22 protein-coding genes are annotated in these 24,640 nt (G+C 53.6%); 19 read left to right on the top strand and 3 right to left on the bottom strand.

Features of this window, described 5'->3' with window-relative positions:
- Positions 1–28 precede the first annotated feature (28 nt).
- Positions 29–328, top strand: coding sequence for an integration host factor subunit alpha (locus RO22_RS22620; RefSeq protein ID WP_022523301.1), 300 nt, complete (start codon positions 29–31; stop codon positions 326–328).
- A 169-nt stretch (positions 329–497) separates the two neighbouring features.
- Here RO22_RS22620 and RO22_RS22615 read toward each other — a convergent pair whose 3' ends face one another.
- Positions 498–710 (bottom strand): DUF2788 domain-containing protein, encoded by a 213-nt coding sequence (locus RO22_RS22615; RefSeq protein WP_022523302.1) that lies wholly within the window; start codon positions 708–710, stop codon positions 498–500.
- Between the two features lie 142 nt (positions 711–852).
- On the opposite strand from RO22_RS22615, the gene RO22_RS22610 reads away from it, so the two are divergent.
- The 8 genes from RO22_RS22610 (at position 853) to RO22_RS22575 (ending at position 10,468) form a co-directional block, all read left to right on the top strand.
- On the top strand, positions 853–1,317 hold the full coding sequence (locus RO22_RS22610) for a flavodoxin (protein ID WP_041159464.1): 465 nt from the start codon (positions 853–855) through the stop codon (positions 1,315–1,317).
- 3 nt (positions 1,318–1,320) lie between these two features.
- Positions 1,321–1,698: a hypothetical protein gene (locus RO22_RS22605; RefSeq protein WP_022523304.1), complete on the top strand. Its 378-nt coding sequence runs from the start codon at positions 1,321–1,323 to the stop codon at positions 1,696–1,698.
- A gap of 260 nt (positions 1,699–1,958) precedes the next feature.
- A complete protein-coding gene (gene tig / locus RO22_RS22600; protein ID WP_022523305.1) occupies positions 1,959–3,311 on the top strand; it encodes a trigger factor in 1,353 nt (450 codons plus the stop codon).
- A gap of 69 nt (positions 3,312–3,380) precedes the next feature.
- The gene (gene clpP, locus RO22_RS22595) at positions 3,381–3,998 is read left to right on the top strand and encodes an ATP-dependent Clp endopeptidase proteolytic subunit ClpP (RefSeq protein WP_009287800.1); all 618 of its coding nucleotides are present in this window, start codon (positions 3,381–3,383) and stop codon (positions 3,996–3,998) included.
- A 74-nt stretch (positions 3,999–4,072) separates the two neighbouring features.
- A complete protein-coding gene (clpX, locus tag RO22_RS22590) occupies positions 4,073–5,353 on the top strand; it encodes an ATP-dependent Clp protease ATP-binding subunit ClpX (RefSeq protein ID WP_022523306.1) in 1,281 nt (426 codons plus the stop codon).
- A gap of 289 nt (positions 5,354–5,642) precedes the next feature.
- Positions 5,643–8,054 carry an endopeptidase La gene (gene lon / locus RO22_RS22585; protein ID WP_027959583.1) on the top strand — a complete coding sequence of 804 codons (2,412 nt, stop codon included), beginning with the start codon at positions 5,643–5,645 and terminating at the stop codon, positions 8,052–8,054.
- 194 nt (positions 8,055–8,248) lie between these two features.
- Complete coding sequence (locus tag RO22_RS22580) at positions 8,249–8,521, top strand: HU family DNA-binding protein (protein WP_007114333.1); 273 nt, start codon at positions 8,249–8,251, stop codon at positions 8,519–8,521.
- 126 nt (positions 8,522–8,647) lie between these two features.
- Positions 8,648–10,468 (top strand): SurA N-terminal domain-containing protein, encoded by a 1,821-nt coding sequence (locus tag RO22_RS22575; protein ID WP_039859817.1) that lies wholly within the window; start codon positions 8,648–8,650, stop codon positions 10,466–10,468.
- An 81-nt stretch (positions 10,469–10,549) separates the two neighbouring features.
- Here RO22_RS22575 and RO22_RS22570 read toward each other — a convergent pair whose 3' ends face one another.
- Both RO22_RS22570 and RO22_RS22565 read right to left on the bottom strand, forming a co-directional pair.
- A complete protein-coding gene (locus RO22_RS22570; protein WP_022523309.1) occupies positions 10,550–11,323 on the bottom strand; it encodes a UDP-2,3-diacylglucosamine diphosphatase in 774 nt (257 codons plus the stop codon).
- Between the two features lie 13 nt (positions 11,324–11,336).
- Entirely contained in the window at positions 11,337–11,837 is a 501-nt protein-coding gene (locus RO22_RS22565) for a peptidylprolyl isomerase (protein WP_022523310.1), read from the bottom strand.
- Between the two features lie 155 nt (positions 11,838–11,992).
- On the opposite strand from RO22_RS22565, the gene RO22_RS22560 reads away from it, so the two are divergent.
- The 10 genes from RO22_RS22560 to RO22_RS22515 all read left to right on the top strand — a co-directional run bounded on the left by RO22_RS22560 (position 11,993) and on the right by RO22_RS22515 (position 24,640).
- Positions 11,993–13,672 carry a glutamine--tRNA ligase/YqeY domain fusion protein gene (locus RO22_RS22560; RefSeq protein WP_041159463.1) on the top strand — a complete coding sequence of 560 codons (1,680 nt, stop codon included), beginning with the start codon at positions 11,993–11,995 and terminating at the stop codon, positions 13,670–13,672.
- Between the two features lie 19 nt (positions 13,673–13,691).
- Positions 13,692–15,086: a cysteine--tRNA ligase gene (cysS, locus tag RO22_RS22555; RefSeq protein WP_022523312.1), complete on the top strand. Its 1,395-nt coding sequence runs from the start codon at positions 13,692–13,694 to the stop codon at positions 15,084–15,086.
- A 115-nt stretch (positions 15,087–15,201) separates the two neighbouring features.
- Entirely contained in the window at positions 15,202–16,128 is a 927-nt protein-coding gene (locus RO22_RS22550) for an ABC transporter substrate-binding protein (RefSeq protein ID WP_009287804.1), read from the top strand.
- A gap of 48 nt (positions 16,129–16,176) precedes the next feature.
- Positions 16,177–17,376 (top strand): ABC transporter permease, encoded by a 1,200-nt coding sequence (locus RO22_RS22545; protein ID WP_041159462.1) that lies wholly within the window; start codon positions 16,177–16,179, stop codon positions 17,374–17,376.
- The gene (locus RO22_RS22540; protein ID WP_022523315.1) at positions 17,373–18,335 is read left to right on the top strand and encodes an ABC transporter ATP-binding protein; all 963 of its coding nucleotides are present in this window, start codon (positions 17,373–17,375) and stop codon (positions 18,333–18,335) included. Before RO22_RS22545 ends, RO22_RS22540 begins: the two co-directional genes overlap by 4 nt.
- The gene (locus tag RO22_RS22535) at positions 18,316–19,101 is read left to right on the top strand and encodes an ABC transporter permease (protein ID WP_041159461.1); all 786 of its coding nucleotides are present in this window, start codon (positions 18,316–18,318) and stop codon (positions 19,099–19,101) included. Before RO22_RS22540 ends, RO22_RS22535 begins: the two co-directional genes overlap by 20 nt.
- A gap of 182 nt (positions 19,102–19,283) precedes the next feature.
- Positions 19,284–20,486: a thiamine pyrophosphate-dependent dehydrogenase E1 component subunit alpha gene (locus RO22_RS22530; protein ID WP_041159460.1), complete on the top strand. Its 1,203-nt coding sequence runs from the start codon at positions 19,284–19,286 to the stop codon at positions 20,484–20,486.
- Between the two features lies 1 nt (position 20,487).
- Positions 20,488–21,465: an alpha-ketoacid dehydrogenase subunit beta gene (locus RO22_RS22525; protein WP_041159459.1), complete on the top strand. Its 978-nt coding sequence runs from the start codon at positions 20,488–20,490 to the stop codon at positions 21,463–21,465.
- A 38-nt stretch (positions 21,466–21,503) separates the two neighbouring features.
- On the top strand, positions 21,504–22,766 hold the full coding sequence (locus RO22_RS22520; RefSeq protein ID WP_041159458.1) for a 2-oxo acid dehydrogenase subunit E2: 1,263 nt from the start codon (positions 21,504–21,506) through the stop codon (positions 22,764–22,766).
- Positions 22,767–22,777: 11 nt separating this feature from the next.
- Positions 22,778–24,640: a protein kinase domain-containing protein gene (locus RO22_RS22515; protein WP_041159457.1), complete on the top strand. Its 1,863-nt coding sequence runs from the start codon at positions 22,778–22,780 to the stop codon at positions 24,638–24,640.

The following is a 24,640-nucleotide window of genomic DNA, read 5'->3' as shown; positions in this document are numbered from 1 at the left end:
GTTTGCTTCAAGGATAAGGAGAAGCCTTATGGGTGCGTTGACCAAAGCAGAGCTAGCCGAACATTTGCATGCAGAGCTAGCCCTGTCCAAACGAGAAGCGAAGGCTATGGTCGAAGCTTTTTTTGAAGAGATTAGAGCCTGCCTTCGTGAGAACGAACAGGTAAAACTATCGGGTTTTGGTAACTTTGATCTGAGAGATAAGCGCGAGCGACCAGGGCGTAACCCCAAAACCGGTGAAGAAATTCCCATTTCTGCTCGAAGAGTCGTGACGTTTCGCCCAGGGCAAAAGCTTAAGCAGCAGGTTGAACACTATGAAGGCGGTGAATAGTCTTTTGGTTTGAGAAATGCTGGTACTCTCAGTTCAGTAGCTGCTCTCGTGTCATGCAAGACTCCCCTTCATAAAAAAGGAGTGCCTTCGGGCGCTCCTTTTCTCTTTTATGATGGGCGTTGTTGTGATGAGTATAGTGATAAGCGCGCCTGTGGAGTGATGGCTTTTGCTACCCCTGCATGCCGCCACCTTCGATTAGCCAGGTAATCACCACCTTAATGACGTAACCCAGCATGCCTGCGCCGAGCACCACAAACAGCATGATGGTACCAAATTTGCCTGCGTTCGATTTTTTGGCCAAATCCCAGATAATAAAACACATAAATATGATCAGGCCGCTAATCATTAGCGGGGTGATCCAAGCCTCGAAGGTTTGCTGCATAGCCACTCCTGTGCGCTGCGTGTGGGTCACCCGTTTGGGCGATGTGTCTCATTCTAACCAGCCATGTTAATATTTGAGCAAATTCATCAGGTATTTGTCGACTTGACGGTTGGCACTGTGACACTTTGACAGGGGAGTGACGATGCCGAAGCTAAATATTTTGGTGGGTACCATGTATGGCGGTGCCCTTGATGTGGCAGAGCAGGTGAAACCCCTATTTGAACAGGCCGGTTACGCTGTGGAGATTATTGAACAGCCATCTGTTGATGATATTGTCAGCGGTGACACCGATTTGGCGCTTTTTTGTGTATCGACCACTGGTAGTGGTGATTTTCCCGGCAGCTTTGTGCCCTTTGTCCGGCAGTTGCGTGACCAAAGTCCTGCGCTTACCACACTTCGCTACGGACTCATTGCACTCGGTGATAGCTCGTATGGTGATACATTTTGTGGCGCTGGCCGCGCGCTTGATGAGCTGCTGGCGGATCATGGCGCGACGCGTTTAGGGGAGTGCCTAGAGATCGATGCCATGGAGACCTTTATGGCCGACGATGCTGCTGTGCCCTGGGTGGAAGAGTGGATCGTTGCCCAGCAATTAGAGGTGGCTTGAGCGATGCAGCGAGCCCCCACCTCGCCTGAGCGCATCAGCGTTGCGCTGGGCTTATGTGTCGTTATGCTGGCAACTTTGCCGCGCTACATGGCGGGAGGGCATGAAACCCGCCAGACGCTGATTATCTTCGCCTTAGCGCTGGTGGCTTTTGCGGCTATTGTTCAGTGGCGCTTACTGGCCGTGGAGGCGCGTCGTCGTCTGCCACAACTATGTAAACGGTTAGTCGTTATGCTGCTGCTGGGAATGGTGGTGATGGGTGGCTGGCATGCGCTGTTTACGGACTGGATCAGTTGGCAGGTATTCATTTCTCATGGTGCTACGCTTGGGGTGCTTCTTCATGCGCTGAGCTTATGGTGGTCGGGTGAGCGTCATGCAGGTTAGCTTTTTTTGCGGTAGTGATTGAAAAAGTCGCTGCAAGACGCACAAAGCAGTAGAATGGTAAAAATTACGCAACGTGGGGCGAATAATGAAGCTAAACACGCCTTAAAGTGGTTAATTGCTCGCTTATTGCCTTGTTTTTAAAATCACTGCCCCCATGTTGCGAGCATGGCGCTTGCCACTATGCGTTGGGGTTCTTAAAATTGCCCCCTTGAACTTATTATATGCAATCAACACAACGCCCAGCCGTTAGAGGACAATTCATGCAAGTTTCTGTCGAGACGACCTCCCAGATCGAACGCCGCATTACCATTCAAGTGCCGGCGGCCGAAATTGACGGGGCCGTTAGCGCTCGCTTGAAAGACACTGCGAAGAACGTTCGCTTGAATGGTTTTCGCCAGGGCCGGGTGCCAATGGCAGTAGTCCAGCAGCGCTACGGCCAAGACGTACGTAACGAGGTTGTCAGCGAAGTAATGCGTGAGCGTTATGTGCGCGCTATTACCGAAGAAGGGTTGAACCCTGCTGGCTTCCCGCAAATTGAGCCATCGGTCAATGAGTCTGGTAAAGACCTAGAGTTCGTTGCGGTTATGGAGATCTACCCGCAGGTTGAGCTTAACTCTATCGAAGGTACAGAGATTGAGCGCCCGGTGGTTTCGGTGAGTGATGCGGATGTCGATGAGATGATCGATACGCTGCGTAAGCAAAATGCAGCCTGGGAAGAAGTGGACGCTGCTGCAGCTGACGGCGATCAGGTCACTATTGACTTCCAGGGTTATATTGGTGATGAGCCGTTTGAAGGCGGTAGCGCCGAAGGCCACACGCTGGTCATTGGTTCCAATAGCTTTATTCCTGGTTTTGAAGAGCAGTTAATTGGCGCCAAAGCGGGCGAAGAGAAGACCCTTAACGTCACCTTCCCTGAGGATTACCAGGCCGAGCATTTAGCCGGTAAAGAAGCCACCTTCAAGGTAACCGTACATAAGGTCAGCAGCCAGAAGTTGCCCGAAGTAGACGCTGAGTTTATCGAGCGTTTTGGCGTTGAAGGCGGCGATCAGGAAAAATTCCGCGCTGAAATCAAGAAGAACATGACCCGTGAAGCGTCGCAAGCCGTTGATAACCGGGTTAAGCAGCAAGTGCTCGATGCGCTGAAAAAGGTTAACGAAATTCCTGTGCCTAGCGCGCTCGTTCAGCAAGAGACTGACGGCATGAAGCGCCAAGCGGCGCAGCAGTTTGGTCTAGGCGAAGATTTTGATGTCAGCCAGTTGCCCAACGAACTCTTTGAAGAGCAGGCCAAAGGCCGCGTTCAGGTCGGCTTGTTGCTGGCTGAAGTAATCAAAGCTAACGAACTCGATGCTGACGATGATGCTATCAAAGCAAAAGTGACCGAGCTTGCTGAGCAGTACCAAGATCCTGATGAGGTGGTTAGCTACTACATGGGTAACGAGCAGATGAAAACCCAAGTAAAATCTGCCATTCTCGAAGAGAAAGCGGTAGCTAAGCTGCTCGAACAAACGAACATTAAAGACGTTGAAATGTCTTATCAGCAAGCCCTTGCCGCTGCGCAACAGCAGGCAGAGCAAGATGAGGGTGCTGAAGAGGGCGAGCAAGCGAGCGCCTAACACCCTGGAACGCGGCGCACCTAATATGTCGGTGCGCCTTTCCCTTCCCGGACGCAAGGAATCACCTGAATGAGTGAGTTTGATATTCAAAACGCCGGCGGTTTAGTGCCCATGGTGGTTGAGCAGAGCGCCAAAGGGGAAAGAGCCTACGACATTTACTCACGCCTGTTAAAAGAGCGTGTGATCTTTTTGGTAGGCCCTGTAGAAGACTACATGGCTAATTTGGTTGTTGCCCAACTGCTGTTCCTGGAATCGGAAAACCCCGATAAAGATATTCACCTGTATATTAACTCGCCAGGTGGATCGGTCACTGCGGGTATGTCGATTTATGACACTATGCAGTTTGTGAAACCAGATGTCTCTACGGTGTGTATTGGTCAGGCGGCCAGCATGGGTGCGCTGTTATTGACAGCGGGTGCTGCTGGCAAGCGTTATTGCCTTCCCAACTCACGCGTCATGATTCACCAGCCGCTGGGTGGTTACCAAGGCCAAGCGTCTGACATTGAAATTCATACCCGTGAGATTCTGGGTATTCGCGAGAAACTGAACCAAATTCTTGCCCACCACACGGGTCAGGAAATTGAAGCTGTCTCACGTGATACTGATCGGGATAATTTCATGAGCGCCAATCAAGCCAAAGAGTATGGCCTGATTGATGCAGTGCTGGATAAGCGGCCTACATCCTGATAGCGTGATAGGATTCTGCTTTTCTAACGAGCTTTTCCGGCGGCGAAAGCCGCCGCAGTGATAGAGGTATGCGAATGGCCGACGGCAAAGGCAAAGACGAAGGTGGCAAACTGCTCTACTGCTCGTTTTGCGGCAAAAACCAAAACGAAGTACGTAAGCTGATTGCGGGCCCATCCGTCTATATCTGCGATGAGTGTGTCGACTTGTGTAATGACATCATTCGCGAGGAAGTTCTCGAAGCCGATGCCGAGAGCGATGAGGAGCGTTTACCTACGCCACGCGAAATACGTCATACGCTTGATGACTACGTTATCGGACAGGATCGCGCCAAGATGGTGCTTTCCGTAGCGGTATATAACCACTACAAGCGTTTGAAAACAGATGTACGCGACGGCGATGTAGAGCTAGGTAAATCAAACATTCTGCTGATTGGCCCCACCGGTAGCGGTAAAACGCTGCTTGCGGAAACCATGGCACGGTTACTGAATGTACCTTTTACCATTGCGGATGCAACCACGCTGACGGAAGCCGGCTATGTCGGTGAAGATGTCGAAAACATCATCCAGAAGCTGTTGCAGAAGTGCGACTACGACGTCGAGAAAGCCGAGCGTGGCATTGTTTACATCGATGAAATCGACAAGATTTCACGCAAGTCGGATAACCCTTCTATTACCCGTGATGTCTCGGGTGAAGGCGTTCAGCAAGCACTGCTGAAGCTTATTGAAGGTACGACGGCTTCCGTGCCGCCTCAAGGCGGACGCAAACACCCCCAGCAGGAGTTTGTCCAAGTCAATACGGGCAACATTCTGTTTATCGTAGGCGGTGCTTTTGCAGGGCTGGATAAAGTTATCCGTGACCGTGCTGAGAAAGGCGGCATCGGCTTCAATGCGGCGGTGAAAAGCAAAGAGTCTTCCCGTGGGGTGGGTGAACTGCTGGCCGACGTAGAGCCTGATGATCTGGTTAAATTTGGCTTGATTCCAGAGTTTGTGGGTCGTTTGCCCATCATCGCAACACTGATGGAGCTCACTGAAGACGCCCTGGTGCAGATTCTTACAGAACCGAAGAATTCGCTAGTTAAGCAGTACGCCAAGCTGTTTGAAATGGAAGATGTAACGCTAGAGTTCAGAGATGAAGCGTTACGTGCAGTGGCTGAAAAAGCCATGGAGCGTAAGACAGGTGCTCGCGGACTGCGCTCTATTCTAGAGTCGGTACTGTTGGATACCATGTACGAAATTCCTTCGCTTGAAGGTGTTAGCAAGGTCGTCATCGACGGATCTGTGATAGCCGGAGAAAGCGAACCTCTGTTGATCTACTCTCAGCAGGAAGATGCACGTGTCGACGGCACTGATGGTTAGTGGCTAGTCGAGTATCGCGGCCCAGCTTCAACCGCTTGCGCTAAATCAAGGGGTCGCCAAGGCGACCCCTTGTTGTTGTAGATGTTCTAGGGCTCTGCTGTAGAGAGCCCTTATAAAGCGTGTTGTGAAGCCTGGTTATCTAGCGAGAGAGTTATAAAGCCTAATTCGTGAAGTGTTACTGCCTAGCCTATTCAATGCTAACGTCTAAACGCCAGCATTTTGAAAAGTGTGCAGTACTTTTCTAAGTACTCTTTTAAGTACTCATCCGATTTGTCGAGGAACGTCTGCGATGCAGCAGAACGCCGAACAGACACAATGTCTACCCCTTTTGCCATTGCGCGATGTGGTTGTTTATCCGCAAATGGTCATCCCCCTTTTTGTAGGTCGTGAAAAGTCTATCCAGGCGCTCGAAGCGGCGATGGAGGCTGATAAACGTGTGCTACTGGTGGCTCAGCGTGAAGCGTCTCAAGATGAGCCTGACAATGCGGATCTTTACGCTATGGGCACCGTGGCCGATATCATGCAACTGCTTAAGTTGCCTGATGGCACGGTCAAGGTACTCATTGAGGGGAATTTCCGAGCGGATGTTCTCAATGTCGAAGAGAATGCCGCAGGCTACACCCAGGCGTATTTAACGCCCCGAGAGAGTGAACCGCTGACCAGTCGTGAGCAGGAAGCACTGGTACGCGTGTTGCTCAATCAGTTCGAGCAGTACGTCAAACTCTCCAAAAAAGTCCCCAACGAAGTGCTTAATTCGCTGTCGGGGATTGAAGATCCAAGCCGCTTGGTGGACACCATTTGTGCCCACCTGTCGCTTAAAATTGGCGACAAGCAAGAGCTGCTTGAGATGGATCGGGTGCGCGATCGTATTGAGCACCTGATGGCGCTGATCGAATCTGAAATCGACCTACTGCAAGTAGAGAAGCGCATCCGCTCGCGGGTCAAAGAGCAGATGGAGAAGACTCAGCGCGAGTACTACCTCAATGAGCAGATGAAAGCTATCCAGAAAGAGATGGGTGAGCTGGATAATGTGCCCAACGAGGCTGAGAAGTATGAGCTGGCGATTAAAGAGTCCGGTATGCCGAAAGAGGCGTCCGAGAAAGCGACTCAAGAGCTCAATAAGCTTAAAATGATGGCCTCAAACTCCGCTGAAGCGACCGTAGTGCGCTCCTACCTGGATTGGTTAGTCGCTGTTCCATGGAAAAAGCGTACCCGGGTAAAGCATGATCTCGTCAAAGCGCAGCAGGTGCTCGATGAAGATCATTACGGCCTGGAGGAGGTTAAGGCGCGCATCCTGGAATATCTTGCCGTACAGAAGCGCGTGCGCAAGATGAAAGGCCCAGTGCTATGTCTCGTTGGGCCGCCCGGGGTGGGCAAGACCTCGCTTGGCCAGTCCATTGCCCGTGCCACCAATCGCAAATATGTGCGTTTGGCCCTGGGTGGGGTACGCGATGAGTCGGAAATTCGCGGCCATCGGCGCACCTATATTGGTTCATTGCCAGGCAAGTTGATGCAGCGGATGAGCAGAGCAGGGGTTAAAAACCCGTTATTTCTTTTGGATGAGGTCGACAAACTGGGCATGGATCATCGCGGTGACCCTGCCTCTGCGCTGCTCGAAGTGCTTGATCCTGAGCAGAACAACAGCTTTAGCGATCACTATCTGGAGCTTGACTACGATCTCTCCGAGACGCTGTTCATCTGTACCGCTAACTCGATGAATATCCCTAGCGCCTTGCTTGACCGTATGGAGATTATTCGTCTGCCGGGTTACACCGAGGATGAGAAGCTGGCGATCGCTAAGCGCTACTTATTGCCTAAGCAACTAGCCGCGAACGGTTTAAAAGGCGATGAGTTAACGCTCGAAGACAGCGCGCTTTTAGAGCTTATTCGCTACTATACCCGCGAAGCGGGTGTGCGTGAGCTGGAGCGGCAGATTGCCAAAGTGTCGCGGAAGGTACTGCGTGAGCGGCTTGAGAAAGAGCGTGACCCGCAAGCCGCCCAAACAGGGCAGAGCTTAACGGCTGAGCAAATTGAGCACTACGCGGGCGTACGTCGCTATAGTTACGGTTTGGCAGAGCAAGACGACCAGATCGGCCGAGTGACAGGCCTTGCCTGGACATCGGTGGGCGGCGAGTTACTCAACATCGAGTCTGTCGTGACGCCGGGTAAAGGGCGAATTAACAAGACCGGTTCACTTGGCGATGTAATGAAAGAGTCGGTGAGTGCCGCTCATACGGTAGTGCGCGCCAGGGCAGAAGCGTATGGCATTGACCCCGAACGGTTCGAAAAAGAGGACCTGCATATCCACGTTCCTGAAGGGGCAACACCTAAAGATGGGCCCAGTGCAGGTATTGCCATGGTGACGGCGATTGTTTCCGCATACACCCAGCGTGCGGTACGCTGCGACGTGGCAATGACCGGTGAAGTCAATCTGCGCGGTGAGGTATTACCGATAGGCGGATTGAAGGAGAAATTGCTGGCAGCCCGCCGCGGTGGTATAAAGACAGTGCTAATTCCTGAGGAAAACCGCCGTGATCTCAAGGAAGTACCTGACAATATCAAAGGTGCATTGGATATTCGTCCGGTACGTTGGATAGATGATGTCTTAGCCGTAGCGCTAGCTGATAAGGTAGAAGACGGTGCGCCATTGAAAAGTACCGAAGCATCGTTTAGTAATACCGTTGTTGCTAGTACCCATTAAGCTGTTAAAGTCCTCGCTGGTCTTTAATTTTACTTAATATGTGCCCGCTGCTTTGGGTAGCGGGTATCTCGCGGCATGGTTGCTTGACAGATGTTTCAAGGCATTGCTATAAAACGCAGCTATGCTTTGATCGTCGTATCCATCGGTGACCATGCCGTTCAGAGCCATTTTTTGAAACAGTCAAGGGGTGAAGAGTGAATAAGTCCGAGCTGATTGAAGCCATTGCCGCGTCTGCAGATATTCCGAAAGCAGCGGCAACCCGCGCATTGGATGCCATGGTGGAGTCTGTCACCGATAGCCTTAAGAAAGGCGAAAGCGTATCTCTGGTAGGTTTTGGTACCTTCGCGATCAAAGAGCGTGCTGCTCGTACTGGCCGTAACCCACAAACGGGTCAGCCAATCCAGATCAGTGCCGCCAAAGTACCCAGCTTCAAAGCAGGTAAAGCGCTGAAAGACGCCGTCAACTAATTTGACCGCGTTTGCTGTAACCTAATGGGCGCATCGCATTGGCGATGCGCCCATGTTATTTTCTGGCCCACTTTTTATTTGGGTTGAGCGGGCCGATCTGTTTGGCTGTGACTATCTGAGGCTAGCATGCTGCAAAGTATTCGAGATGGCTCCAGGAGCTGGGGTGCCAAAATTATTATCGGTGTCATGGTCGCGGCCATGGCACTTTTCGGGATTGAGTCACTGTTTGGGCTTTTTGGCAGCGATCCGGACGAAGTGGCGAGCGTCAACGGACAGCCGATTATGCGTCAGCAAGTTGAGCTAGAGGTTCAGCGCGCGCTGCGTTCAGGACAAGTGCCGCCTGAGCAAGAGCGTGCCTTGCGCAACGATATACTTGACCAGCTTATCACGCAGCAACTGCTGTCCCAGTATGCAGAAGAGGGTGGTTTTGCCGTTTCTGAACAGCAGTTGGATCAGTTAATTGTCAGCCTGCCGGAATTTCATGATCAGGATGGCCGTTTCTCTGCAGAGGTGTTCCGAAATCGTCTCGCCGGTGCTGGCTATACGCCGATCTCCTTTCGTGAAGAGTTGCGCGTCGATATCCAGCGCCAGCATTTACAGCAAGGCTTAGCCTTCAGTGATTTTAGCCTGCCGAACGAGCAAGAGCGCCTGGCCGAATTACAGCGCCAGCAGCGTAGTTTCCGCTATATAGTCTTGGATGGCGACGATGTGGACGCTGATATCAGCGTTAGCGATGACGATCTCCAAGCATATTACGATGCCCACCAGGAGCGCTATGAACGCCCGGAACAGGTGCGTCTTGAGTATGTGCTGATTGACCGTCAGGCCATGGCAGAGGGTCGTGACGTGGATGAAGAGGCCCTGCGTGACGCCTGGCGCGAGAAAAATCGCAATGCTGACCGCCGTGTGTCGCATATCATGATCACCTTTGGTAATGAGCGCACCCGCGATGAAGCGCAGCAATTAGCCGAGACCGCTCGGGAAGCACTGGACAGCGGTGATTCGTTTACAGATACCGCCTTGCGCTATTCTGACGACACGGCCAGCGCAGAAGAGGGCGGTGATCTTGGTGTGATCAGCCGTGGCTTCTTTGGTGAGGCCTTTGATGAAGCGGCCTTTGGTCTCGAAGAGGGTGATGTATCCCAGCCTGTTGAGTTGGATAACGCTTTCCACATTATCCAGGTGACGGATATTCAGGGCCCTACTTTTGAAGAGCAGCGCGATGAGCTAGCGCGGGAAGTGGCACTACGTGACATTGATGATGAGTTTAACCAGCGGGTTCAACAACTGATCGACGAGAGCTTCGCTGCCGACGACTTGCAGAGCGTTGCCGATGAGCTCGGTCTAACGCTGCAGGAGAGCGATTGGCTTGCTCGTGATGATGAGGCTGACGGAGTGCTATCTGAGCCTGGGGTAATGTCGGCGGCCTTTAGCAACGACGTATTTGAAGAGGGCTACAACAGCGAAGTGATTGAGCTGGATCAGGATCGTCGCCTGGTACTGCGGGTTGCTGAGCAGCGTGATGCGACTCTGCTGCCGCTTGATGAAGTGCGCGAGGACGTTGAAATGTCAGTGGCCGCAGAACAGCAGCAAGAGGCGCTGCGTGAAGAGGCACAGGCACTGGTTGCAAGTTTGCGAGACGGTCAGTCGGCAGATGTTGATTGGCTAGAAGCCAACAGCGTAAGCCGCCAAGCCGATAGCACTGTGCCTCAGCTGATTGTTCAGGAAGCCTTCCGCATGGAGCGCCCTGAAGAGGGTGAGAGCGTCTATCGCACGGTTGAACTGCCGCAAGGAGTGGCTGTGGTAGCGCTTGATAGCGTCAGTGTAGGTGAGGTCGATGAGCAGATGGAGACATTTGTTGCGCAAATGGCCGAGCAGTTGCGTGCCCAATCGGTATTGCAGGGATTGATTGATGACCTGCGCAGCGATGCCGATATAGAGCGCTAGAGTCGCTTAAGCCCAAGTTAAAAACAGCAAGAGCAAAAAAGCCGATCACATGATCGGCTTTTTTATACTCGTAAATTGCGGTCAGGAATCAGGTAATTCCGTTAAAGAGAACTGACGTAGTCGGGGCGCAGTATGGTCGGCGCGCTCAATGATAATATCCCAGCCGTGCTGGGCATCCCAGTCGCCTAGTACATAGCGCTTGGCAGGCACGTCTTCAACCGTCAAGTCATGTACTCTGGGGCGGTGGGTGTGACCGTGGATCATGGTAGTCAAGCCATGGTGCTCCATCAGCGCAATGACTTCTTGTGGCGTCACATCCATAATCGCTTCAGCTTTATTAGCATTGGCTTCGCCAGATTGAGTACGCAAGCTTTGCGCAAGTGCTACACGTTGTTCCAAAGGTAGCGCAAGCATCTGCGCCTGCCACTCTGGATTGCGCGACTGCTTGCGGAAAGCCATATACGCTTCATCCTGAGTACACAAACTATCGCCATGTAGCAGTAAAACGGGAATGCCTTGGATTTCCACTTCCTCAATATCCGGTAGCAGAAATGCCTGGCACGCATTTATAAAGCGTTCGCCCAGCAGAAAGTCTCGGTTGCCGTGCATTAGGTACACCGCAGTACCGTCGCTGCTAAGTCTGCGCAAATGGCGAATTACTTCATGTGCAACAACGCTAAGCGGATGTGTATTGGCGTCCAGTAGATCATCGCCAATCCAGGCATCGAAAAGATCCCCAAGAATATAAAGCGCGTCGGCTCCTGGAGCAGTGTGCTCTAGGTAGCGGTAAAACCCCTGATTGATCTCGGGGGTATCGCTACTTAGATGAAGGTCGGCAACAAGCAGTGTGCGCATAAGGCTCCCGGCGTTATTCCGCGTCTTTGACGTACGCGCGCTCGATAATGACATCTTCGGAGGGGACGTCGGCGTGCATGCCGCGGCGAGACGTGGCTACGTTTTTAATCTCATTGACCACATCCATCCCGTCAACGACTTCGCCAAATACCGCATAGCCCCAGCCTTGAAGGCTTTTACCGCTGTGATCAAGAAAACTATTATCGCCCACATTGATAAAAAACTGCGCAGTGGCAGAGTGGGGATCCTGGGTGCGTGCCATGGCCAGGGTGCCAACGGTATTTTTCAAGCCGTTGTCGGCTTCGTTGTCGATAGGGTCGCGGGTCGGCTTTTGGTTGAACTCCTTATCGAAACCACCCCCTTGCACCATGAAGCCGTCAATGACGCGATGGAACAGGGTGCCATCATAAAACCCGTCGCGCACATACTGTTCAAAATTCGCCGCACTAATTGGCGCTTTTTCGTGGTTAAGAGCGATGGTGATGTCACCGTGGTTCGTTTGTAATACGATCATAGATAAATTCCTGTTCAATAAAGGCGTTCGCCTTGGCGCTGTGCATCGGCGTCACGTTATAATAGCGGTTTTGCCCTGCACCGCGAAGGGCCATAGGAGTATCCTATGTCCTCACGGCGCAGCACGCCATCCACCACGAGGTTATCAACACCATCATGACCAACGAGACCACCCCAGCGCCGAACTTCATTCGCAACCAAGTACGCGACGAAATCGAGGGCGGCCAGGTCACTAAAATCGTGACGCGCTTCCCCCCGGAGCCCAATGGCTTCCTGCATATCGGCCATGCGAAGTCGATCTGTCTAAATTTCGGGTTGGCGGAGCAACTGGGTGGCGAGTGTCATCTACGTTTTGACGACACCAACCCTGCCAAAGAAGAGCAGGCTTACATCGATGCGATCAAAGAGGACGTCAGCTGGCTAGGCTTTGAATGGGCAGGCCCGGTGCGTTTTGCGTCTGACTACTTCGATCAGCTCTATGCCTGGGCGCAGCACTTAATGCGAGAAGGCAAAGCCTACGTTGACGACCTGTCGCCGGATGAAATCCGCGAGTATCGCGGCACCCTGACAGCGCCGGGTAAGCCTAGCCCTTATCGCGAACGCAGTGCCGAAGAGAATCTGGATTTGCTCGCGCGTATGCGTGAAGGTGAGTTTGGCGAAAGTGAAAAGGTCGTGCGCGCCAAGATTGACATGGCCTCACCCAATATCAATCTACGCGACCCGATTATTTACCGTATTCGTCATGCCAGCCATCACCAGACTGGCGACAAGTGGAAAATCTATCCCTCTTACGACTTCACCCATGGTCAGTCGGATGCTATTGAAGGTATTACCCACTCGATCTGCACCCTGGAATTTGAAGATCACCGACCACTGTACGAGTGGTTTTTAAATAATCTGCCGGTTCCCACGAAACCGCGCCAGATCGAGTTTGCACGGCTGAATCTCGACTACACCCTGACCTCCAAGCGCAAGCTGAAACTGCTGGTTGACGAAAAAATTGTCGATGGCTGGGACGATCCGCGTATGCCGACGATCTCCGGCATGCGTCGCCGTGGCTATACGCCAGCGTCAATTCGTAAATTCTGCGAGATGATTGGCGTTACTCGTGCCGACGGTGGCTTGGTGGATATCGCCATGTTGACCCACGCCATTCGCTCGGATCTTGAAGACAATGCCCCGCGCGCCATGTGTGTGTTAAAGCCGCTGAAAGTCGTGCTCACCAACGTGCCGGAAGGTCACCAGGAGGTGTACGAAGTCCCTGGTCACCCCGCCCGTGAAGATATGACGGTGCGTCAGGTGCCGTTCAGCCGCGAGCTGTATATCGACCAAGACGACTTTATGGAAGACGCGCCTAAAAAGTTCTTCCGCTTGGCACCAGGTAAAGAAGTACGCCTACGCAATAGCTACGTGATTCGTTGTGACGAAGTGATCAAAGACGCCGCCGGTGAGATCAGCGAGCTGCACTGTTCGGTGGATTTCGATACGCTGGGTAAAAATCCCGAAGGACGTAAGGTCAAAGGTGTTATTCACTGGGTTAGCGCTGCACACGGCGTGCCGATGGAAGTGCGTCTTTACGACAATCTGTTCACCGTTGAACAGCCGGATCGCGATAAAGATGTCGATTTTCTAGAGCATCTTAATCCGGAGTCGCTGGTCGTTTGCCAAGCCATCGGAGAGCCAAGCTTAGCCTTCGCAACGCCCGAGTCACGCTTCCAGTTCGAGCGCGTCGGCTACTTCTGCGCTGACCGTCACGACTCTACGCCAGAGCATTTGGTGTTTAACCGTACCGTGGGGTTGAAAGATAGCTGGGCTAAAATCAAGCAGAAGGGCTAAAACAAACATGGATAGCCATATGCATATTTACAATACGCTGACGCGCCGCAAAGAACCTTTCACCCCACTGGAAGCGGGTAAAGTGAGCATGTATGTCTGCGGCATGACGGTGTATGACTACTGCCACCTAGGGCACGCTCGCGTCATGGTCGCCTTTGATGTCATCACCCGCTATCTTCGAGAACGCGGCTATGACGTTAACTACGTGCGCAACATTACCGATATCGACGATAAGATCCTCAAGCGCGCGGACGAAAATGGCGAAAGTATCACTGCGCTGACAGAGCGCATGATTGATGCCATGCACGAAGACGAGGCGCGCCTATTTGTATTGCCGCCCAGCCATGAGCCCCGCGCCACCGGCCATATCGACGATATCGTGGCAATGATTGAAACGCTGATTGAAAAAGGCTTTGCCTACGCGGCCGATAACGGTGATGTCTACTATCGGGTGCGCAAATTCGCTGATTACGGCAAGCTCAATAACCGCCAGTTAGACGATATGCGTGCAGGCAGCCGGGTTGATGTGGATGTTCATAAAGAAGACCCGCTCGATTTCGTGCTCTGGAAGGCAGCCAAACCGGGGGAGGCGCACTGGGCGTCGCCCTGGGGTAACGGCCGGCCTGGCTGGCACATCGAGTGCTCGGCGATGTCGACCTGCTGCCTGGGTGACACTTTCGATATTCATGGCGGCGGGCCGGATTTAACCTTTCCACACCATGAAAATGAGATCGCTCAATCCGAGGCGGCCACTGGCAAAACCTACGTCAATACCTGGATGCACGCAGGCGCTGTGCGGGTGAATCAGGAAAAGATGTCCAAATCCCTGGGCAACTTTTTCACCATTCGCGACGTGCTGGCCGAGCACGACCCAGAAGTGGTGCGTTTTCTGCTGGTGGCGAGTCACTACCGTAGCCCGATCAACTACTCGGTTGATTCACTGACCGAGGCGCGTAAATCGCTAACGCGCTTGTACACCGCGCTGGAAGGTCTTGAGCTAGGCGCGGCAAATAGTGATGACGCTTCGGCTTACCGTGAGCGCTTTACTCAGGTAATGGATGATGACTTCAATACCCCCGAAGCTTTGGCGGTGATGTTTGAGCTGGCTCGCGAGGTCAATCGCGCCAAGCAAGAACAGCCTAATGAAGCTGCCAAGCTGGCGGGCGAGTTAAAGCAGCTTGGGTCAGTTTTGGGGCTTCTTCAGCAAGAGCCACAAACGTTCTTAAAAGGCACGCAGCAGCAGGGTATGCCGCTCAGCGAGAGCGAGATCGAAGCGAAAATTGCTCAGCGCATTGAGGCTAAGGCGAATAAAGACTTCGCCCAAGCGGATGCGATCCGCGATGAGCTTGCCGCTTTAGGGATTATTCTCAAGGACTCCCGAGAAGGCACGTCTTGGGTATTAGAAGCACCTTAACCCAAAAACCTTCATCTCTCGTTGGTGGCTTATGCGCTAACTTAAACGCTGATGGCTCTTATAATGACTATAAGAGCCTCGGTCGTTTAAAGCCCACTTCAAAAGGAATTCAAAGATGCGCTTTTCAGCCAATTCTTTCATTGCTAAGCCCTTAATCGCTGCTTGTGCCGTATCCCTCGCGGCATTCTCCCAAGTCAGCGCTAACGAGCCTGTGGTGGTGTCATCCAAAATCGATACAGAAGGCTCTGTTCTGGGCGAGCTGATTATTCAGACCCTGGAGCGCAATGACATTGCGACCGAAAACCGCTTACAGCTGGGCGGCACTAGCGTTGTCCGCACTGCGCTTGAAGCGGGCGAGATTGACCTTTATCCAGAATACACGGGTAATGGCGCGTTCTTTTTCGATATGACCGACAGTTCAGTATGGAATAATGCAGATCAGGCTTATGAAACAGTGCGCGAGCGTGATGCGCAGCAAGGCTTGATATGGCTGCAGCCTGCCAGCGCTAATAACACTTGGGCAATGAGCGTCCGCGAGGATGTTGCCGAGGAAAATGAGCTGGTGAGTCTAGAAGATCTAGCCGCCTATTTGGCTGACGGCGGCGAGTTCAAATTTGCTGCAAGCGCTGAGTTTGTCGAGTCTTCACAAGCACTGCCCGCATTTCAGGAAGCCTACGGTTTTGAGTTGAGTGATGATCAACTGTTGGTGCTCTCTGGTGGTAATACCGCTGCTACCATGCGTGCTGCCGCCCAACAGACCAGCGGCGTTAATGGCGCCATGACCTATGGCACGGACGGTGGCTTAAGTGCGCTGGGGCTGGTCGTGCTGGAAGATACCAAGGGCGTGCAACCGGTGTATCAGCCTGCCCCCGTGGTGCGTGAAAGCGTACTTGAAGCCTATCCAGAAATAGAAGCGCTGCTCAATGAGGTTTTCACTAGCCTTGATCTGGTCACTCTGCAAACGCTCAATGCCGATGTCGCCGTTAACGGGCTGTCTCCATCCCAAGTGGCCAGCGACTACCTCGATTCGCTTAATAATTAATGCCTGGTAATCTTATAATTTAATGCTAACGCTCGGGATAACTAATTAATGTCGTTGATGGATGCACTGCCCACCCCGCGGCTTCGTTGGGAAGGGTGGCACCCTAACGTTGTGCTCGTTAGCCTGAGCCTTATTATGCTGGCTGCATTCTGGTTACTTGATGTGGTCAGCATGACCCCCAACCGGATTGTGTTAGGGACGGGGCATGGCGCACTGGAGGCTTTTGGCTGGCCAGGTGCGCTATTGGCAACGCTATTGCTCTCCTTTATCGGTATTCTCGCGTGCCAGCCAACCCATCGTCACTACCGAGCGCTGTTAGCGGCGGTGATAGTGATCATGGCGCTAATGCCAGTGGGGTTGATGGCGAGCAGCTATTTACTGATTGACCCTGAGATGCCTCAAGCGCGTTTAGGCATGGGAGCGGCGTATTGGGTTGTTCTGTTTGTACTGCTGCTGTGTTTAGTAGAACTACGCTTGCGCTTAAACCTCACGCGGGTATGGCCCACGCTATTGCTATGTGGTGTCGCGCTGATGTGGTGGCTCTGTGCAGCTTTTGGGCTGGAGACGCTTGCCCTCGTTCAAGAATTTAAAGCCCGTGATCAACAGTTTCTAAGCGCCGTCGCGCAGCACATTAAGCTGGTCAGTATCGCCGTCAGTGTCAGCATTGTGCTTGGGCTGGCACTTGCCATGCTGATGCGCCGCTATGCCCGGCTGCAGAAGGGCGCGTTTGCTGTGCTCAATTTTCTTCAAACCATTCCCAGTTTGGCGCTATTCGGTCTACTGCTGGCGCCGCTAGCCTGGCTTGCCACCAACGTGCCTTTTTTAGCCCAGCTTGGCGTTAGCGGTATTGGCACTACGCCCGCCTTAATTGCACTGATTGGCTACAGCCTGCTGCCCATTGTGCGCAACACCTATACCGCGCTTGAACAAGTCAGTCCCGATACATTAGAAGCCGCCAAAGGCATGGGCATGCGTGCCGGGCAGCGTTTTTGGCAGGTGCGGTTACCGCTGGCGCTGCCGGTGCTGTTGGAAGGGGTGAGAATTACCACTGTTCAGGCCATTGGGCTTACCGCCGTTGCCGCTCTGATTGGTGCGGGCGGGTTAGGTACTTTTATTTTTCAAGGCTTAGGTCAGGCCGCCATGGATATGGTGCTGCTTGGCGCACTGCCTATTTTAATGCTGGCTCTGGTGGTGGATGCGGGCTTAGGTGCCTTGGCAGAAGCGCTGCGCCCCGGAGGAACAAGATGATCGAACTATCCCACGTATCCAAGCGGTTTGGGGATGAAACCGCGGTGGACGATATTTCTCTACGGGTGGCGAAGGGTAAATTCTGTGCGTTAGTGGGTACCTCGGGCTGTGGTAAATCGACCACCTTGCGCATGATCAATCGCTTAATTGAGCACAGCGAAGGCGACATCATCCTCGATGGGCAGGCGATAGACGCGTATGACCCTGTAAAACTACGTCGCCGGATTGGCTATGTGATACAGCACACCGGGCTGTTTCCCCACTGGAACGTTGCGCGCAACATCGGTCTGGTGCCACGGTTATTGAAGTGGTCAGCAACGGACGTCCAGTCACGGGTGGCCGAGCTAATGCATTTGCTCGGTTTGCCAGTGGATGAGTTTGGGCATAAATACCCGCATCAGCTTTCAGGGGGGCAGGCGCAGCGAGTGGGTGTTGCGCGTGCCCTGGCGGCAGACCCGGATATTTTGTTGATGGATGAACCCTTCGGCGCGCTTGATCCTATTACCCGTGAAAAGCTACAGGATGAGCTGGCCAAGCTACAAGCACGGCTGCATAAAACCGTAGTGTTTGTGACCCATGATATGGATGAAGCGCTTAAGCTGGCGGATCACTTAGTGGTGATGCGCGAAGGTCGAATCGTGCAACAAGGTTCACCGCTGGCGCTATTACAAAGCCCTGCCGACCCTTTTGTCGAGTCGCTTTTAGGTGGGCTGGAAAGAGGCCTTAAACAAGCCGCGTTAACCCGTGTGAAAGATCATATGACCTCTATGGGGCCTACCTTGCCCGCGCAGTCGCGCATCCCTGGGACTTTCTCGCTACGTCAGGCGCTTTCCATGATGCTGCGCGATCATAGCGACCGGTTGACCGTTGTTGACCAACATGATGTGCCGGTCGGTGAGCTATCGTTGCGGAGAATTATCAAGGAGGCTCAACTGGACAATGGAAACCCGCGTGAGTAACTCGCTAAGCGTCGCCCAGCCCCACAAAAAAGCCCCACAATGGCTATGGCCACTGCTTTGGGGGGCGCTGCTAATGATGAGCGTCTTTGCCATGTCGGCTGCCGAGCCCCTATTTCGCTGGATTGAGCCCGATGCCCGGCAAGTCATCTACGATCGCGCCGGTTTTGTCACTTTGCTAGGCCGCCACCTCTTTGTAGTCGGCATTGCAGCGGTGGTGACCATTATCGTGGGAGTCGCGGCGGGTATCGCCGTTACCCGCAGGTGGGGGAGTGATTTTCTACCACTGGTGGCCCAGTTGGCATCACTAGGGCAAACGTTTCCTCCAGTGGCGGTTCTGGCGCTGGCGGTACCCGTTCTGGGGTTTGGCACCTTGCCCATTATTGTCGCTTTAATGCTCTACGGGCTATTGCCTATCGTGCGCAATACTCTTGCTGGTTTGCAGGGCGTCGAAGGCGATATTAAAACGGCTGCTCACGCTATGGGCATGAAGCCAACGCAAATCCTGTGTCAAGTTGAGCTCCCTCTGGCAGCTCCGGTCATTCTGGCGGGCATCCGAACCTCGGTGACCATCAATATTGCCACTGCCGCGTTAGGGGCTACCGTGGGAGCGAGTAACCTGGGTGACCCGATTATCTCCGGCATCGTGAACGGCAATATGGCCTATGTGGTTCAAGGGGCGCTGACCATTGCATTGTTGGCCCTGACGATTGATAGCTTGTTCGAAGTGTTGCAGCGTCAACTACGTGCGCGTATCTCTGATGACTGATTTTTCTGCGTTTTAACCTCTCTGCATCTTAAGTAGCATCCCTAAAGTCCTTGCGCTGCGTTATTGTCCTAAATGTTGTGGTAGATAGATGTTGCGTTGACCTATGACAGATAAATCCACTGGCATAAACGGTCAATACCAACAACACTGCCCTCAAAAGGGGCAAAACAAGGACAATAATGATGACACAGTACGTACACCAGCCGGACTTCATGACCGGCGACGAATTTTCAATTCCTACTTTCAGCCTGCTTAACCCAGAAGGTGAGCTGCATAGCGACGCTGATGAGCCCGCGCTTGAGCGTGATCACGCCCGGCGTATCTATCAGGCGATGCTGGCCACGCGTATTCTCGATGAACGTATGATGGCTGCTCAGCGCCAGGGGCGGTTGAGCTTTTATATGCAGTGTACCGGGGAAGAGGCCGCCGTAGTGGGCGCCACTGCTGCGCTAAATGACGCCGATATGATTATGGCGCAGTACCGCGAGCAGGGCGCTTTAATGTATCGCGGCTTCTCCATCGACGAATTCATGAATCAGCTGTTCGGCAACGAGCTGGACTACGGCAAAGGCCGCCAAATGCCGATTCACTATGGGTCGCGTAAGCTGCACTATATGACCATCTCGTCTCCCTTGGCTACCCAAATTCCCCAGGCAACGGGCTACGCTTACGGCCAAAAACTTGCCGGTAACGGTCACTGCACGTTAACGTTTTTTGGTGAAGGCGCCGCCTCCGAGGGAGATTTCCATGCCGCGTTGAATATGGCCTCAGTGCATCAGGTGCCGGTGATATTCTTCTGCCGTAACAATGGCTATGCTATTTCCACACCCGCCGTCGAGCAGTTTGCCGCCGACGGTATCGCCCCCCGAGCCTTTGGCTACCACATGCACGTCATCCGGGTAGATGGTAACGATGTGCTGGCGGTCTACGAAGCGACGCGGCAGGCACGCAAGATCGCCGTTGAGAAAAATCAGCCGGTATTGATCGAGGCCATGAGCTATCGCCTTGCCGCGCACTCCTCTTCCGACGACCCCTCTGGCTATCGCTCGAAAGATGAGGAGGAGGTGTGGCGTGCCAAAGACCCACTGCTGCGGCTGCAAAAATGGCTGTTGAAGAAACAGTGGTGGAGCGAAGAGGAGGAGGCTACCCAGCAGGAAACCCTGCGCCGTGAAGTACTGGAAACCATGAAGCGGGCTGAGAAGCGCTCATCGCCGCCGCTAGAGAGCCTGATCAGCGATGTTTATGCCGATATAACCCCAGCGCTGCAGCGCCAATTCGATCAGTTAAAACGCCATATCCGTCGCTACCCAGAGGCTTATCCCCGCGGGGCGCAGTCGTTGGATTTAGACGTGGGCACCGAGACTGATACTCAGGGAGAGGCGTAACATGGCTACCATGAACATGCTCCAGGCAATTAATAATGCACTGGATATCGCCATGGCAGAGGATGAAAAAGTCATCTGCTTTGGTGAAGATGTGGGTATTTTTGGCGGCGTATTTCGGGCCACCAGTCACCTGCAGGAGAAGTACGGCAAAGCGCGCTGTTTCAATACGCCACTTGTCGAACAGGGCATTATCGGCTTTGCCAATGGCTTGGCGGCCCAGGGCTCGGTGCCTGTGGCAGAAATACAGTTTGCCGACTATATCTTTCCGGCGTTTGACCAGATCGTTAACGAAACCGCCAAGTTCCGGTACCGCTCAGGCGATCTGTTTAACGTTGGTGGTTTGACCATTCGCACTCCTTACGGTGGCGGTATCGCTGGTGGCCTTTATCACTCTCAATCACCGGAAGCTTATTTCACCCATACACCTGGATTAAAGGTGGTGGTGCCGCGCAACCCCTATCAGGCTAAAGGGCTACTGCTTGCCGCTATTCGCGACCCGGATCCGGTGCTTTTTCTGGAGCCTAAGCGTCTTTATCGTGCTTCAGTCGGTGAAGTGCCCGAAGAGGATTACCAGCTTCCCATTGGCGAAGCCGAAATCACCAAGGAGGGCACGGATATTACCGTGGTAGGCTGGGGCGCGCAGATGGAGGTGATCGGCAAAGCGGTCGAGCTAGCCGAAGAGCAGGGCATCGCCTGTGAAGTGATCGACCTGCGCTCACTGCTGCCCTGGGATGCGGATACGGTGGCTGAATCGGTGTTAAAAACCGGCCGACTGGTGGTGAGCCATGAAGCCCCGTTAACCGGCGGCTTTGCCGGTGAAATCGCTGCCACTATTCAAGAGCGTTGTTTTCTCTACCTGGAATCGCCCATTTCCCGGGTGACGGGTCTGGATACGCCTTTTCCACTGGTGCTGGAAAAAGAGTATCTGCCTGATCATCTGAAGATTTTTGAAGCGATTCGCGAAAGCGTCAACTTTTAGTGGCTATTAATGCCTAAGTACGCATGGGGAGAAAAACAATGAGCGATTTTTTATTGCCTGATATTGGCGAGGGTATTGTCGAGTGCGAAGTCGTCGAATGGCGCGTCGCTGAAGGCGATCAAATTGAAGAAGATCAGCCTATCGTTGAAGTCATGACCGACAAGGCGCTGGTGGAGATTACCGCCCCCGAAGCCGGTGTGGTGACCAAACTGTATGTGGCCCAGGGCCAAATTGCCAAAGTGCATGCGCCGCTGTATGCCTATCAAGTGGATGGGGCTAGTAACAATAATAGTGAGGCCGAACCAGACGGTGCGCAATCGGCCGCCAGTGAAAAGCCAATGGCACAGACGACAGAATCGTCCAACCCTACAGGTATTCCGGCTGCTGGCCGCTTATATGACAAGGTGCCAGCCAGCCCCGCCGTTAGACGCCTAGTGCGTGAACACTCTCTACAGCTCACGGAGATCGCTGGCAGCGGCAAAGACGGTCGGGTGCTAAAAGAGGACGTGTTGGCGCATCTCGACCAAGCACCCCAAGCTTCATTTAGCCAAACCGTTGTTAACAACCAAACTGTTAAGAACCAAGCTGAAACTCAGGCACCCAGAGTGGAGCCCCTCCGCGGTGTGCGGGCGGTCATGGCCAAGCGCATGGTCGAGGCAGCCAGCACCATTCCCCATTTTCACTACGGTGAAGAGATCGACGTTACTGCACTGTTGGCGCTGCGGGAGCGCTTAAAGCCGCTAGCCGAGGCTCAGGGCGAACGGCTGACGCTAATGCCGTTTTTTATGAAAGCCATGGCGCTAGCCGTCGCTGAAGAGCCCATCGTTAATGCCCAGTTAAATGCGGCTGGTGATGAGCTGTACTACTACCCTCAGTGCAATATCGGTATGGCGGTGGATAGCAAGACGGGCCTGATGGTGCCCAATGTTAAAAACGTTGAGCGCTTAACCCTGTTGGAAATTGCCCGGGAAGTCGGCCGGCTAACCACCTCGGCGCGGGATGGGCGGGTTGATCAGGTGGATCTAAAAGGAGGCACCATTAGTATTTCCAATATTGGGGCGTTGGGAGGTACCTACGCCGCGCCGATCATTAACGCGCCAGAGGCCGCCATTGTGGCAATTGGTAAAACCCAGTGGCTACCGCGCTTTGATGAGCAGGGTGCGGTGCAGCGCCGGGCGATCATGACTATCACCTGGGCGGGCGATCACCGCTTTATTGACGGTGGTACCATTGCGCGTTTCTGTAATGTCTGGAAAGGCTTTCTCGAAGCCCCTGAAACCATGCTGCTTCACTTGGGCTAGCAAGGCGACTTATGTCCCAGGCACCGCTTCAGCAGTTTTATATACCTGAAGAGCAGTCGGTCTATCTGCTGAGCCATCACGATGCCCGTAAGCTTAAAGACTGGGTGGCGCTATGCCAGGCGCAGCTCTCCCAGTTGGGCTATCAGGGCATCGAGCTCATTGGCAAGGGCGCCTACGGTTTTGTATTTGCCGGCAGCACCGTCCACCAAGGCGCTAAAGCGCATTATGTCTTTAAATTCTCCCGCATTACCCTACCTGTGCACTTGCAGGAGCGCCTCGAAGAAGAGGCGTTTATGCTGGAACAGGTGTCCCATCCACGCATTCCAGGTCTTATTGCTTACCAGCGCTCCCGGGGGCAGTCCATTCTGGTAATGGAGCGTGCCCCCGGCTGGAATTTAGAGCAGGTATCGCTTAAGCAGGGGCGCCTCTCTCCACGCTTGATTGTGCGCATTGCGGAGCAGTTGGCCGACATCCTGCTTGCCTTGCGGCGGGAGTCAGGCCCCCAGGCACGTCCGGTGGTGCATGGCGATATTAAGCCTTCTAACTTGGTGTATGACGCCGAGCAGGAGTCTATTGCGCTAATCGACTGGGGCTCATCGGTATTTGCCCAACTAGACGCGCAGCTGCAGTTTGTGGGCGCCAACGTGATGGAGCTGATGTCGGATAATTTGCAGCAAACCAATGCCCGCCTGGGTGATGTTTACTTTATCGGCGAAGAGCAGTTGAACGGCGCACTGTCATCGCCGCGATTCGACGAGCAGGGCGCGGCGGGTACCCTGTATGCGCTGGCGTCGGCGCAGTCGTGTCGATTTGGCCATCGGGCGATTCCCGCCAGTTCGCTGGGGTTGCCAATGGAGTTTGCCCGCACCCTGGATGGCATGCTCGACCCTAACCCTCAGGTGCGGCGCAAAGCGGGCGACTACTTTTTAAAAAACATGCCGCGAATGGCCAGGGTAGTAATGATCGATCTGCCCACATCGCTCAGTGTCCCGCTGGTACCGGTATGGGCGCGTCCTGCGCATCAGGAGATCGATACCGTGGTATATAGCTCGCGCAAAGCCTTTCTACGCGAAGTCTTTTCACAGGAAGAGCATGCCCAAGAAACCCTGAATGATGTCAATGATGTGCAGTTAGACCGCTACTACAAGCAGTTTATGCAGGGTATGGGGGAAACCGAAAAGGCCTTTTTGGCGTCGGTGAGCCGCCTGGGAAAATATCCGGTAGTGGGGGGCTTGGCGGTACGCTGGGAGCGGGAAGGTGTGTATATCGACTCGTCGTTAAATTTACACGACCCGACGCTGAAGCCCGCCTTTATTGAAGCGGTCAATAATATGGTGCACTTGGCGCGGGCGATTCATCGTCAGGGCGTGTTTAAAAGCTGCTTGTTTAATGCCCGGCAAACACTGCACTTAGAACGTACTTCCGTGGATGAAGCCTTCGTAAGCGAACCCAGCATGGCGATAGGCTACGAGTTGAGCGCAGTACCGGAGCTTGAGGATCGCACCCGTCAGCACAGCTACTTCGAAGATGGCCCCGACCCAGAAGAGCTATTGGTGCTGCCCGAGGCGATTATGCATGTGCTGCAGCAGCTCAATGACATTCACCATACCGGCATGATCATTTTTGAAGCGCTGCCACAACACCTCAAAATACATAGCTACTATCGTCTGCTGGATCCGGCTCGAGAGGGCGAGTTCCGCACGCTGCTGGCGCGCATTCTCGCCTCGGTAGACCAAATCGAGGGCCTAGGCGTCTCGGGCTACATGAAAATGCCGTACAAGGATACCCGCTACTTTGCGCACCTGGAAAGCCAGCCAGAGCGCTACTACCCCCGCGACCCGCGGGAGTATGTCCGAAGGGCAACAACGTCCTAA

The organism is Halomonas sp. KHS3 (assembly GCF_000830495.1).
Taxonomy (GTDB): domain Bacteria; phylum Pseudomonadota; class Gammaproteobacteria; order Pseudomonadales; family Halomonadaceae; genus Vreelandella; species Vreelandella titanicae.
This window is presented reverse-complemented; position numbering and strand designations above follow the sequence as displayed.